This window comes from Lacticaseibacillus sp. 866-1 (genome assembly GCF_016861825.1).
Classification (GTDB): Bacteria; Bacillota; Bacilli; order Lactobacillales; family Lactobacillaceae; genus Lacticaseibacillus.
In genome coordinates this window covers 1-13,024 of the sequence record NZ_BOLU01000004.1, presented here as the reverse complement: position 1 = coordinate 13,024, position 13,024 = coordinate 1, and the positions used below count along the sequence as shown (strand labels likewise).

The window sequence follows — 13,024 nt, the reverse complement described above, 5'->3', positions numbered from 1 at the left end:
ATAACATGGGCTTATTGATTATCGATAAACATTTGTTGATTATCGATAAATTCTTAACTTTTTACCGGCCAACACGCCGAGCAGGCGACTAGGCGAGACTCGGCGCCAGGGTGATCACTTTAGTGGCGATGCGGTCAATGAACGCCCGGTCGTGTTCGACAAACAGCATGGTGGGTTGGGACTTGAGGATGCTCCCAGCCAGCTGGTCCTGATTGTACAGGTCCAGATAGTTGAGCGGCTCGTCCCACACCAGCAAGTTGGCGGGGGTGACCAGCGACTTGGCCAGCTCGACTTTCTTTTGCTGACCGGCGCTGAGGCGTTCGATCGGGGTCGTGAACGCCAAGCGTTCCAGGCCCAATTTTTTCAGATTGTTCAGCAGGTCCTGGTAGTTCAGGTGATGAGCTGCCGCAAAGTCGGCGATGGTGCCGGTATTGTCCGCGTACAGTTGGCGGCTCAGGCTAAAGGTCAAACTGGGCGGGTAGCTGAGCGTCCCCGTCGCCGTGCCGGCAAATTTGCCTTGCAACGCGTGGAGCAGCGAAGATTTGCCGATTCCATTGGGGCCGGCCAGGGCCACGCGTTCACCGCGGCGCACATCGAACGTGAGCGGAGCAAACAGCGGCTGACCGTCATAGCTTAAGGTGAAGTGGTCGACGTGCACATAAACCTCATGATGGTCGGGGATGGTGTTGATGGTCAGCTCCGGCACCTCCTCGACGTTTTTGAGCAGCTGGGACTTGCCTTCGATCTCCTTGTCCATGCGGTGTTCGAGCACCTTGGACTTTTTCATCAGGCGGGCGGCGCGGGCGGTGACGAAGCCGGCGTGGCCGGTACCGCCGCTGCCTTTTACGTGCGGATCGCCGTGAATGTCGCCTTCGCGGCTGAGCGACCAGTCGTGCTTATCGCGTGAGGACTGCTTGAGCCGGCCAATGTCGCGCTTGAGCTTCGCGTTTTCCGCGCGCTCAAAGTCGTTCTGCCGCTCGCGCTCTTGCGCATACACGCTGTAGTTGCCGGCGTACAAGGTGATGGCCTGCTTGTCGATGGCCAGGGTGTGGTCGGTGATCGCATCCAAAAAGGTGCGGTCATGGCTGATCACGATGAAGCCGGGTTTCGCTTTTAGGTAGTCCGCGATGCGCTCGCGACTTGCGGCATCGAGATGATTGGTGGGTTCGTCGATCAGGGCAAAGCCGCTGTCCTCGGCAAACAGCAGAGCTAGGCGCACCTTGGTTTGCTCGCCGCCGGACAGCAGGTTGAATGGCCGCCAGAGAATGGCGGGGTCGGCGTGCATCAGGTTAAGCTCGCGCTCAAGCTGCCACTGCTCGGCGTCGCTTGCTTCCTGCATCGCGTAGAGGGTCAGTTGCGTCTCGTCTTTAATGGCCTGAGGAAAATACCGCAGCGGGGTGGGGACGCTGATTTTGCCGGCGTAGTCGTGCTGGCCTTGCAGCAGCTCCAGCAGGGTAGTCTTGCCCCGGCCGTTGCGCCCGACCAGGCCGAGGTGCCAGGACAGATCCAGGTCAAAGGAGACATCGTGAAATAATTCGGTTTGGCCGTCGTAGCCAAACGAGAGATGGGACAGGGTAATGGTTGCCATGAGGCGCTCATCCTTTCTAAAGGACGGGCCTGAAGTTCGCGCAGTAAATGGCCTTTTGGGCAAGCAAAAAGCCAGTCCAAATGGGCTGGCCAAGCGAGTTTTACCGCTTGGTGCCGCCAGGAGTCAGCCATTGCGAAAAGTCGAGACTGCGCCCATGCTTCAGGGCTTCGACGTTTCATCAATGGCTTACTTCAATGGCGACACCTTCTTCGTTAATTTGTTGGCTATACTATACCGCGGGCGATTAGCCGGACGCAACTATTTTTTAAAAAGCCTGGGCGATCGGCACGTCGCCGCTGGCAATTTCCAGTTCCTGCCGGTGCAGGTCGGACGTGACGGCCTCGACCAGGACGGTGGCGACATCCTGCCGCGGGATCTGCGACTGGCCCTGCGGTTTCAGGGTGATTTTGCCGGTGCCGTCGTCGTTGGTCAGCGCGGTCGGCTCGACGATCACCCAGTCCAAGCTGGTGCGGGTCTTGAGCCACTCGTCGGCGTAATACTTGGCGATGTAGTAATCGTTGATGCCGGACTTCGGCCAGAAACTGCGATCCTGCACGTTCAGCGCGCTGAGGTGAATGAAGCGGGTAATCCCGGCCTGCTGGGCGGCGGCCATCGTTTTGACCGCGCCGTCCAAGTCGACTTCCAGCAGGTTCTTGCCGCCTGAGCCCGCCGCGAAAATGATCGCGTCACAGCCTGCCATCGCCTGCGCCAGCGTGCTGACCGGGTCGGTCAGGTCAAAATGCACGGCGTGAAACTGCGTCGTGTCGCCGCGCGCCTGCGAAACCGGGTCGCGGTAGCCGCCCACGGCCTCGCAGTCATTCGTCAGCAGCGTTTCAATTACCAGGCGGCCCACTTGGCCGTTGGCACCCGCAACAAATACTTTGGTCATATTGATCACTCCTTCGAAAAGTTAAATGGATTGTAAGGGGACTTTGCGTGTCGGCGCCGGGAAAGCGGCGTCGATGATTGCCAGCTGATCTTCAGAGAAGGTCACGTTCAGCGCGGCCAAGTTAGCCTGCATGTGCGCAGCGCTCCCAGTTTTTACCAGCGGGATCACGCTGCCGCGCCCGGCCCAGGCCAGTAGCACTTGGTGCACGGATATGTGCATGCTGCGTGCCAGCTGCTCGAGCGAGTCGGGGATCGAAATCTGCTGCCCATTGCCGGACCCAAACGGCGAGTAACCCAGTAGCGGCATGCCGAGTTGTTCTTGATATGGGACAAGGTCAAACTCGATACCGCGCGCTTGAACGTTGTACAAGACCTCGTTGGCGGCGATGGCCTGACCGCCTGGCAGGGTGCGAGCTTCCTTCAGTGCCGGATGGTCAAAATTGGACAGGCCATATGCGCGGATCAGCCCAGCTTTTTTCAGGTCAGCCAAGCCCGCGAGCGTTTCGGCCAGCGGCGTTTGGCCCGGCCAGTGCAGCAGGTACAGGTCCAGGTAATCGGTGCCCAGACGCTGCAGACTGGCCTCAAGCGCCTGGCGCATTTGCGCGGCGGTCGCGTGCCAGGGATAAAACTTGGACACCAAGTACAGCTTGCTGCGGTCGTAAGGGACGATGGCTTGCCCCACCAAGGACTCCGCCGCGCCTTCACCGTACATTTCGGCCGTATCGATCAGCGTGAGTCCGGCGTCCAGACCCGCACGAATCGCCGCGATTTCGCTTTGGCTTTGCGCGGCGTCGCCTTCCCCAAGCGCCCAGGTGCCGATGCCCAAGGCCGGGATCGTGATTCCATTGATTTTGGTCGTCTTCATGCAGCGCCTCCTGACTGATTGCATGATTATCATAACACGCGACTGCGTCAGGGTCGAAAGCGCTTGCCCATTGGCGTAAAATACAAAGCAACGGAGGTGAGAAAAAATGAATTATGAACTGAAGGGGAATGTCCCTTTTCCCATTGCGCTGCTGCACCTGGACCGCGGCGACAGTGCCCAAATCGAGGCGGGCTCGATGATTTACCACAACGACGGGGTGACACTTGAAGGGCACATGAACAGCAACGGCAAAACAGGGTTGGGCGGGATGCTGTCCGCGCTGGGTCGCAGCATGACGTCCGGCGAGTCGTTTTTCATCACGACGGCGACCGCGCAGGCGAGCGGCGCAGAACTGGCAATCGCGCCTGGCAACCCAGGGGTGATCCAGGCGCTGACCCTGGACGGTGAACACCAGTGGCGCCTGAACACCGGCGCGTTTCTGGCGATGGACGCGACGGCCGGGTACTCGATGATCCGGCAAAAGGCCGGTCGCGCGCTGCTGGGCGGCACCGGCGGGTTCTTCATCATGGAAACTACCGGCGCCGGTACCATGCTGGTGTCGGCATACGGGGATCTGCTGCCAGTGGACCTGGATGGCGACCGCGATTACGTGATCGACAACAATCACGTCGTCGCCTGGGAGTCCAGCCTCGATTACAGCATCGAAATTGCCAGCGGCACCTTTGGCTTCACGACTGGTGAAGGGCTGGTCAACCACTTTACCGGGCGTGGTCGGGTGTACCTGCAGACCCGCAACGTTGAGGCCCTGGCCAATTTGGTCAAGCCGTACCTGCCGGACAAGTCATCGAATTAACGAATCAAACCGGGCTGTGCGTCCGGTTTTCTTTTTACTAAAAATGGTGGCGCTTTCATTTAAAATCGATTAAAGTAGAAGCAACGGCCGGTCGCTACCACTAGGGCCGGCTAGTTGCAGCTTGCAGGAGGCAGTTTGATGACGACGATTTTAGGAACGCGGCTCCCACTGATTCAAGGGGCACTGGCGGGGATCTCCCAGGCCTGTTTGGTCGGGGCGGTCGCCAACGCCGGCGGACTGGGCGTGCTTACGACCAGCGACAAGAACGTGAGCAGCCTGGCCAAGGCCATCGACGGTGTGCACACCTATACCGACGAGCCGTTTGCCGTCAACTTGATGCTCCAGCAGGACAACATCGCCGAGCTGGTGCCGTACCTGATCGATCACCCAGTGCCGGTCGTCACCACCAGTGCCGGCACGCCCAAGCGTTTCGTCAAGGAGCTGCGCGCGGTCGGCACCAAGGTCGTCGCAGTCATCCCATCGGTCAAGGTGGCGAAAAAAATGGCCGCGCTGGGGGTCGATGCGTTGGTCGCCGAAGGCATGGAGTCCGGCGGCCACATCGGCACGCAAACAACCATGAGTTTGGTGCGCCAGGTCACGGCAGCCGTCGACCTGCCAGTCTTTGCCGCTGGCGGTATCATTGACGCGGCGGGGGTCAAGGCGGCCCAGGCGCTGGGCGCGGTCGGCGTGCAGGTCGGCACGGCGTTTCTGGTAGCGCACGAAACGCCGATCAGCGCGGCGTACAAGGCGGCAGTGGTGGCGGCCGCCGACACCGCCACGGTCGTGACCGGGCGCGCGTTGGGGGATGCCGTGCGCTGCCTGAAAAATCCGCTGACGGATCAGTACTTCATGGCCGAGTCGCTGGGTGCTTCAAACATCGAGCTGCACGCGCTGCTAGACGGCAGCCTGGCCAAGGCCATCGCCGGCGATGTGGCTCACGGCACCCTGATGGCGGGGCAAATTGCCGGCATGGTCAACGGCACCGCCCCGGCGCAAACGATTGTCGACCGACTTTTTCCGTAGCACCAAAAAGCGGCACCCACATGCCTAAAGTGGGTGCCGCTATTTTTTGGCTTAATCAACCACGCGGCGCTTGGCCAACCGCCGGTACTGATGGTCGATGCTGTGCACATAAACCAGGCAGAAAACGCCCAGGCCAATCAGCGTGGCCATCAAGAATGAGCCTTCATTTCCGCCCTCTTCGATTGAAATGGTGAAAAGCGAGGCGGCCAAGCTCACATACCCCACCCATTGGCCAATCACGTACCGGCGGTGGTAAGCGGTGCGGCGGGCGACGGCCTGCTCGTGGACCGGTGAAACCACTGGGAGATGGCGCAAGGGTCGGCGCACGGCTTTGAAGGCTTTGCTGCCGACAATGAGGGCCGCAATCCCAAGCAAGACGGGGATGTAAAAGGCCACCATCGAAAGGTCACTATCGGTATCGGCAAGAAGCGTGAAGCCGCTGCCGACGATGAGGAGAAAGACGCCGCCAGCCAGGTACAGGGCATGCGTCCCCGCGGCCTGCCAAAAACTTTCGGCTTGCTTCATCGTGACGGCAGGTTCTGACTTGTGCTGGCGGGTGACCGCTTCGGCTCGCGCGAAGGGCTTTGCGATGACTTCAGCATGGACTTCAGCAAGTCGGGTCTTCATGCCGGCAGTGGCCTTGATCGTGGCGCCCAGCGCCGCGTCCTCGTTTTTTCCTTGCTTAAGCTGGCCGGTGTAGAACGTGGTCATGGCGTCGAGCAGTTCGGCCTGAGCTTTCTGGTTGGCCGGCAGATCCTGGTACAGGTCGGCCAGGTAAGATTTGAGTGTGTCCATGAGCGCCTCCAACGGTATCACGATGTCGGTGTCATCTTATCACAAATCAGTTAGTCGGCGATGGGCTGATTGGCTAGGCGCTTGTAGCCGTTGCTGATGGTCTGAACATAGACGAGATAAAACACCCCAAGGGCGATCATGCCGATCATTAACGGCGCGCCTAACTCTTCATTCGCGATTGCGTTCATCACAATGGGCGGAATCACTGAGAACAGACAACATAGAATGCCAACCAGGATGCCAATGGTGTACGCCTGATGATAGTTTTCGAGCTTTTCATTTGCCAGTTTCTTTGTTGCTTTAGCTAGGGGCCGGTGGGCGATGCGCTGGCGTTCAGGTTTGATCCCTATTGCGCTGGTGATAATGGCCGCAACCCCGATCCCAAGCGCGAGGAAGAACATGACCGCGGCAATGGTTGAGTCCTGGAGGCCAAACGCGGCAGCCAGGGCAATACTCAAGATGCAAAAGGCGACGCCAGCGCCGAGTGAAAGGGCGTAGCGAATATTGGCGCGCCAGTAGCGCTCGGCACTTTCCTCGTCAATGGCGTCGTTCGCGTCGCTTTGGGGTGATTTTTGCGGCTCAGCCGGATCAATGTCAAGCGCGGCGAGTACCTCGTCGATCGACCCCACTGCCGTGATGGCCGCCCCGATCGCTTCGGCCTCACTTTTGCCCAGCGCCAGCTCCTCATGATAGTGATCGGTCATGAGATCGAGCAGGTCGGCCTTGGCCTTGCGCGTCGCCGCTGTGTCTGGCACGCCGGCAAACAGTCCGGCCAGATAGGTGTTCAAGGTTTCCATTAGCTATTCCTCCGCGGATAAAAATTTTGACACGACTGCTTGGGTCTGCGCCCATTCCTTTCGTTTGGCAGCCAGCACACTGTTTCCTGCCGCCGTCAGCCGGTAGTAGGTGCGCGGGCGGCCGTAAGAGATCTCGCCGGCGTAAGCTTCAATGCTGCCGGCTTTGACCAGGCGCGTCAGGGTCGAATACAGCGTGGTTTCACGAATGGCGTAAGCGCCGCCGGTGCGATCGCGAATCGCCTTTTCCAGCTGGTAGCCGTACGAGTCGCCGGCTGCCAGCACCGCCAGGATTAAGGCGTCGTTGTAGCCGCGCATGCTGTCGCTTGAAATCATTCGCTCGCCTCCGACTACTTTATCTGATGCAGTAATCTTACCACAGCTGCCTTGGGGCAGTCTCGGCCCTGAGGCTGATATTGTGAATCCAAGGTGAGAGCCTGATAATAATGATTAATACGGAGGAATAATGGATGTTTAGTTATGTTGTGAATGACGAGCTTCAGCTGGCGATCCCGCGCCCGGCGCTGGATGCTGAGCCGCTGTACGCCTTGCTCGCGGCCGATCGGTCGACTTTTGAACGCTACTTGCCATGGGTCAAAGACACTCAAACGGCAGCCGATGAACAGGCCGCGCTGACGCTGTTCAATCAGCATTTTGGGGCTGGAAAATCGGCCAACTTGGTGCTGGTCGTTGCGGGGCAGCCAGCCGGGATGATCAGCTTCAACGGTTTTTACCCCAATCGCAGTGCCGATATCGGCTACTGGCTGGGTCAGCCCTTCCGGGGCCATGGGGTGATGCACCGTGCCGTTATGGGGATGTGTGCGCTAGGGTTCAACGACTACGGGCTAAACAAGATCGTGATCCGCGCGGCTGTTGAGAATGGTCCAAGTAACGGCGTGGCCAAGGGTGCCGGCTTCCACCTTGATGGCACGCTGCGCCAGGACGAACAGTTACTTGACGGCTTTCACGATGAAAATGTTTGGTCAAAGCTCAAAAGTGAGTGGGTCGACTGAAGGTCTCCTTGAAGACGCTTTCCCAATCAGTGCTACAATAATCTCGAAAAGGAGCTGATAGGATTGAATACGATGAAAGCATTGCTGCGGCGCAAGTCGGTGCGGACGTATACTGGGGTGCCGGTGACGGATGACCAAAGGGAGCAGCTGCTGAAGGCGGCGTACGCGTCTCCGGTCGCAATGGGGCAGTACGATTCCGTCGCGATGACCGTGGTGGAAAATCCTGACCTGATCGCGCAAATCGATGCGGCCGCGGCCAAGCAGTTTGGTCGGGAGAAGATGCTGTACGGTGCGCCGATGTTGATTATTTTATCGACCAAGCTCAAGGGCGACGCCAGCGATAATTCGGGCTATTCCAATGCCGCGACAGTGATCGAAAACCTCAACCTGGCGGCGGTCGAACTTGGCCTTGGCGCCTGCCACATCTGGGGTGCGATCGCGGCGCTGGCCGGGGATGACGCGCTGAAGCAAGCGCTGAAGATTCCTGAAGGCTTCACGCCGGTGGGCGGCCTCGTCGTTGGCGATAGCACTGACGCCTACACAAAGCGAGACATCCCAGACAAACGCATTGCCACAGAAATCCTAGATTAATGACACCAAAAAGCAGACCCGCCAACATCTCACTGATGCCTGGCAGGCCTGCTTTGATTTTATTTACTTATCCCCCGGTTATTCAGGCACAGGGGCAGTTGTCTGCTCGGCACTTTCTTTCAGTGCGGAGTCGCCATTGCTGGCGATGACGTCGTGGTACCAGACCGATGAGGCTTTCGGAATGCGGGTCAGAGAGCCTTGCCCCAGATCATCACGGTCGACGTAGATCAGGCCGTAGCGCTTGGCCATTTCACCGGTGCCGGCGGAGATCACGTCCAGCGCGGTCCACATGGTGTAGCCAATCAAATCGACGCCGTCTTCATCGATGGCCTGGTGCATCGCTTTGACGTGCGCGCGCAGGTAGTCGATGCGATACGGGTCGTTCACCGCGCCGTTTTCCAGCGTATCGATCGCCCCGAGACCGTTTTCAACGACCATCAGCGGCACTTGATAGCGCTGGTACAAGCGGTTCAGCGTCAGGCGCAGGCCGCTCGGATCAGTCTGCCAGCCCCAATCGGAAGTCTCCAGGTAAGGATTCTTCTGGCCGGCGATCAGGTTGCCCTGACCTTCGTTGCCGCTGCTTGCGGCGATGCAGGAGCTGGAGTAGTAGGAGAAAGAGTAGAAGTCGACCTTGCCAGCCAGCAGCGTTGCTTCATCTGCCGCGGTGATTTCCAGCTTGATGCCGCGCTTTTCAAACCGCCGTTTGGCAAAGCTCGGGTAGCTCCCGCGGACTTGGACGTCGCCGCAGAAGTTGTTGAACCAGTCGGCGCGCTGCTGGGTCGCCAGCACATCTTCGGGCTTAGGCGTCAGCGGATAGGCTAGCCCGTTGGCGATCATGCAGCCGATTTGGTTTGCCGGATCGATTTGGTGGCCGCTGATCACGGCCTTGGCCGAGGCCAGAAAGACGTTGTGCAGCGCCTGGTACTGCTCGGTTTCGTCGCCGGAAGTGAAGAAGTAGTTCTCCTGCGCGGCGTCGCGCAGACCGAGGCAGAACAGTCGGCCTGCGCCTAGTGTGCCGAAGTTGATCTCGTTAAACGTCAGCCAGTACTGGACCAGCCCCTTGTAGCGCTTGAAGCAGGTCTCGGCGTAACGGACGAACATGTCAACCACCTTGGGGTTGGCAAAGCCGTTGTAGGCAGTGATCAGGTGGTAAGGCATTTCAAAGTGGCTGAGGGTGACAATCGGCGTGATATTATTTTCCCGGCAGGTGGTAAACACCCGCTCGTAAAAGCGCAGGCCTTCCTCGTTTGGCTGTGCGTCGTCGCCGTTGGGGAAGATGCGGCTCCACGCGATGGACAGGCGCAGGCTTTTGAGACCAATCTGGCCAAACAGCGCAATGTCTTCTTCGAAGCGGTGGTAAAAGTCGACGCCGGTGTGGGAAGGAAAATACTCATCAAGGTTGAGGTCCTTGACGAAGCGGCGCGGCTTGGTGCGGCTGCCGGCCGTCAGGTGGTCGGCGATGCTTTCGCCTTTGCCGCCTTCGTTCCAGGCGCCTTCACATTGATTGGCAGCCAGGGCGGCCCCCCAGAGAAAATTATTCGGAAACGGCATGGGCATTGACCTCCGTGGCTTCTTGAGTGTCTGCGATCAGCGTGAGCAGCGGCGCGCCGGCTTCGATCAGGGCGTTGCCGGTCAGTTCGGCAATCACGTCCAGATAGTCGGCGGTGTTGGTGACCACAATTGGCGTCACCATGGAGTAGCCGGCCTGCCGGATCGCGGCGAGGTCGACCGTCGCCAGCAGATCGCCGGCTTTGACGTGCTGCTCGGCTTTGACGTTGATGTCAAAATGATCGCCGTTCAGCTGGACAGTGTCCATGCCCAGGTGGATCAGGATCTCGGCGCCGGTATCGGTGATGAGCCCGATGGCGTGCTTGGTCGGGAACACGGTCATGACCGTCGCGTCGGCGGGCGCCACCACGCGCCCGTCTGACGGGTCGATGGCGATGCCTTGGCCGAGCGCCCCGGCGGCAAAGGCGCCGTCTTCAACATCGCGCAGCGGCACGAGCTGACCGGTCATCGGACTGACGAGGACCGTGTCGCGTTCCAGCCGCGGCGTGCTTGGAATCGCCGCGTCTTCGATGCCATTGACGATAGGATCATCTTGGTACATCACGTAAGCGGCGATGAAGCTTGGAATGATCGCGATGGCCAGGCAGATGCCGGCGTACATCAGGTCGCGGCCGGCATTGTCGGTGCTGAGCATGCCAGGGATCGCAAACAGGCCCATACCGCCCATGCGGTAGGTCTGCATGCCCAGTGCGCCAGTCATGGCGCCGGCAAGGCCACCGCCGATGCAGGAGATCACAAACATCTTCATGCGCGGCAGGGTCACGCCGTAAATCGCCGGTTCCGTCACCCCGAAGATTCCGGAGATCCAGGCCGGCAGGGCGATGGCCTTGAGCTTTTTATCCTTAGATTTGAGCCAAATTGCGACCACTACGGCGGTTTGGGCAAAGGACACCCAGGCAATGGAGGTCAAAATCGCCGTCGGGTTGCCGGCGGCTAGTGGAATCATCGCCATCACGACGATCATCATGTGCACGCCGAACATCACCAGCAGCTGCCAGGTGGCGCCAAGTACCAGACCAGCCAAGATCGGGCTGAAGCCCATCAAGGCTTCGATGCCCTGGGTCAGGACTAGGGAAACCGCGTTGGCCGCCGGACCGATCAGCATGAAGCCAATCGGCACGATGATGACCAGCGTCATCATCGGCACCAGGAAGGTCTTGACCACATCGGGAATGATTTTTTTGAGCCAGCGTTCTAGCGGCGCCGCCAGGGCCACCATCAAAATGACTGGCAGAATGGTCGAGCTGTAAGAGGCATTGAAGTTCATGCCCCAGAAGTTCAAGTCGACGCCATTGATGTTGGGGTGAACCAGTGCGGCCCCGATGATGAGGCCAAGAAACGGGGTCATGTTAAACTTCTTGGCGGCATTGAAGCCGATGACGATCGGGAAGAAGTAGAAGCAGGCGTCCCCGATGGCATCGAGCATGATGTAGGCGCCTGATTTGTCCGTCAGGACGCCAGTGACCATCAGGATCACGGCCAGCCCCTTGATGATCCCGCCGGCGCACATCACCGACAGGGCGGGCATCATGATGCCGGAAATCAGGTCGATGACGCGGTCGCCAAATTTCATTTTTTTGGCGGGGCCATCGGTCGCGTTGTTTTCCAGCTTACCGACGCGCATCACTTCCGCGAACACGTCGGGCACGTGGTTGCCGATCACGACTTGATACTGACCGGCGGACTGCATCACCGTGACCACGCCATCCATGCTTTTCAGGCCGGCGGTGTCGGCGATGCTTTCGTCCTTGAGCTTGAATCTTAACCGGGTGACGCAGTGGGTGAGGCCGAGAATGTTCTCACGGCCGCCGACTTTGGCAATGATATCAGTTGCGAGTTGTTCATATTTAGTCATGTGGGTTCCTCCTGAAAGATTTTTCTTTCCGAAGGTTTGGCCAACTTAATGTCACCATCCAACGCTCTGACAAAATGTGGTGGGTCTTTATTGCGCCTGGGCGCGGTAGACCAGGCGCTCGATGTGCAGCGTGAGGTAGGCTTGCTCCGCCGGCGTGACCGCGTAGCCGTGGCGGGTGAGCAAAAAGTCGCTGATGCGCTTGGCGCAGGCCGAAGGCGCCTGGTAGCGCGACAGGATCAGCTGGAGCAACTCCTCGTCCACGGTCGCCATGGGTTCATCCCGCAGCAGCCGCTGGGCGAAGAACTTCAGGTGGGTGATGAAGCGGCTGTAGTCCGAGGTGGAACTGTCGGGTTCAAAGTGAAAATAGTAACGCACGATGCTGAGCATTTCCTGCATCAGCTGCGTGATTTTGACCGCGTCCGTGCCGGCACTGCTGGTTTCCGCGTTCACCAGGTGAAAGGCGATGAATCCGGCCTCGTCCTGGGGCAGCGCCACGCCGACCTGCGCCTCGATCAGCGCAAGGGCGGCGTTGGCCACCGCAAACTCGCGTGGGTAAAAACGCTGCGTGTCCCAAAGCAGCACGTTGGTGACGGACTCGCCCGCTTGGGTCCGGCGCACGGCCAGGGCCAGGTGATCGGCGAGTGTGACCAGCACGCCGGGGTCGAGGGTCAGCCCCGCTTGCTTGGCCAGCGTCAGGATTCCCCCGGCGGCGTGCAGACAGGGGTAAGGGATCTCCGCGAGCAATTGGGTCAATTCAGCCGTGGCTCTGGTCTGGAGGGTGAAGGTTTGGGAGATTGCTGAAGCGTCGATCTCATCGCCGGGGCGTTTGCCGAAAGCCAGTCCGCGCCCGGTCACAATTTGTTCACGGCCTTGGCCATTTTTGACGATGGCCACGTTGTTGTTGAGCACTTTGTGAATCTTCACGGCAGACGCCTCCTTCGAGAGTTGGTCGGCCTTGCGCGCCAAGGCCGGCCGGTAAAGCGGTTCCATGGAATAACTTAAGCGTATCAGACTGACCGCGGCGCAGGCAAGAAAAATGGTTGAGAAATTTAATTATAATGATAACTGATGTCTGATGATTGACGGCTCGGGGCACAAAAAACTATCTGAGGGCGCCGCTCTGCTTTGCCCTCGTAATCATGATATGAAACAGCCGCCATCGCCGATATAATATCGGTGAAGGCGGCTTTGTTGTTCATCGTAGCTTTATTGGTGCCTTGTGTCCGTAC

Annotated in this window: 14 protein-coding genes; 4 read left to right on the top strand and 10 right to left on the bottom strand. The window is 59.2% G+C overall.

Features of this window, described 5'->3' with window-relative positions; genetic code table 11:
* Positions 1-88 precede the first annotated feature (88 nt).
* From abc-f to JUE30_RS02280, 3 genes are all read right to left on the bottom strand, one after another.
* Positions 89-1,588, bottom strand: a complete 1,500-nt coding sequence (gene abc-f / locus JUE30_RS02290; RefSeq protein WP_125758005.1) for a ribosomal protection-like ABC-F family protein — start codon at positions 1,586-1,588, stop codon at positions 89-91.
* Between the two features lie 265 nt (positions 1,589-1,853).
* Complete coding sequence (locus JUE30_RS02285; RefSeq protein WP_203623440.1) at positions 1,854-2,477, bottom strand: SDR family oxidoreductase; 624 nt, start codon at positions 2,475-2,477, stop codon at positions 1,854-1,856.
* A gap of 21 nt (positions 2,478-2,498) precedes the next feature.
* Positions 2,499-3,341: an aldo/keto reductase gene (locus tag JUE30_RS02280; RefSeq protein WP_203623439.1), complete on the bottom strand. Its 843-nt coding sequence runs from the start codon at positions 3,339-3,341 to the stop codon at positions 2,499-2,501.
* A gap of 106 nt (positions 3,342-3,447) precedes the next feature.
* On the opposite strand from JUE30_RS02280, the gene JUE30_RS02275 reads away from it, so the two are divergent.
* Positions 3,448-4,155, top strand: a complete 708-nt coding sequence (locus JUE30_RS02275; RefSeq protein ID WP_125758011.1) for a TIGR00266 family protein — start codon at positions 3,448-3,450, stop codon at positions 4,153-4,155.
* Positions 4,156-4,293: 138 nt separating this feature from the next.
* Positions 4,294-5,178: a nitronate monooxygenase family protein gene (locus JUE30_RS02270; RefSeq protein WP_203623438.1), complete on the top strand. Its 885-nt coding sequence runs from the start codon at positions 4,294-4,296 to the stop codon at positions 5,176-5,178.
* 51 nt (positions 5,179-5,229) lie between these two features.
* Here JUE30_RS02270 and JUE30_RS02265 read toward each other — a convergent pair whose 3' ends face one another.
* From JUE30_RS02265 to JUE30_RS02255, 3 genes are read right to left on the bottom strand one after another with little or no spacing between them, the layout of a single operon-like run.
* Positions 5,230-5,973: a hypothetical protein gene (locus JUE30_RS02265; protein ID WP_203623437.1), complete on the bottom strand. Its 744-nt coding sequence runs from the start codon at positions 5,971-5,973 to the stop codon at positions 5,230-5,232.
* Between the two features lie 50 nt (positions 5,974-6,023).
* On the bottom strand, positions 6,024-6,770 hold the full coding sequence (locus tag JUE30_RS02260) for a permease prefix domain 1-containing protein (RefSeq protein WP_203623436.1): 747 nt from the start codon (positions 6,768-6,770) through the stop codon (positions 6,024-6,026).
* Positions 6,771-6,773: 3 nt separating this feature from the next.
* Entirely contained in the window at positions 6,774-7,103 is a 330-nt protein-coding gene (locus JUE30_RS02255; protein ID WP_203623435.1) for a PadR family transcriptional regulator, read from the bottom strand.
* Positions 7,104-7,237: 134 nt separating this feature from the next.
* Between JUE30_RS02255 and JUE30_RS02250 the strand changes: the two genes are divergently transcribed.
* Entirely contained in the window at positions 7,238-7,780 is a 543-nt protein-coding gene (locus JUE30_RS02250; protein ID WP_203623434.1) for a GNAT family N-acetyltransferase, read from the top strand.
* A gap of 72 nt (positions 7,781-7,852) precedes the next feature.
* Positions 7,853-8,371: a nitroreductase family protein gene (locus JUE30_RS02245; protein WP_239061344.1), complete on the top strand. Its 519-nt coding sequence runs from the start codon at positions 7,853-7,855 to the stop codon at positions 8,369-8,371.
* Between the two features lie 78 nt (positions 8,372-8,449).
* Here JUE30_RS02245 and JUE30_RS02240 read toward each other — a convergent pair whose 3' ends face one another.
* From JUE30_RS02240 to JUE30_RS02225, 4 genes are all read right to left on the bottom strand, one after another.
* Entirely contained in the window at positions 8,450-9,922 is a 1,473-nt protein-coding gene (locus tag JUE30_RS02240) for a glycoside hydrolase family 1 protein (protein WP_203623432.1), read from the bottom strand.
* Positions 9,906-11,795, bottom strand: a complete 1,890-nt coding sequence (locus tag JUE30_RS02235; protein WP_203623431.1) for a beta-glucoside-specific PTS transporter subunit IIABC — start codon at positions 11,793-11,795, stop codon at positions 9,906-9,908. Before JUE30_RS02235 ends, JUE30_RS02240 begins: the two co-directional genes overlap by 17 nt.
* 87 nt (positions 11,796-11,882) lie before the next feature.
* Positions 11,883-12,719: a BglG family transcription antiterminator LicT gene (gene licT / locus JUE30_RS02230; protein WP_203623430.1), complete on the bottom strand. Its 837-nt coding sequence runs from the start codon at positions 12,717-12,719 to the stop codon at positions 11,883-11,885.
* A 125-nt stretch (positions 12,720-12,844) separates the two neighbouring features.
* Positions 12,845-13,024, bottom strand: a 180-nt coding sequence (locus JUE30_RS02225) for a hypothetical protein (RefSeq protein ID WP_203623429.1), incomplete at its 5' end; no start/stop codon positions are given.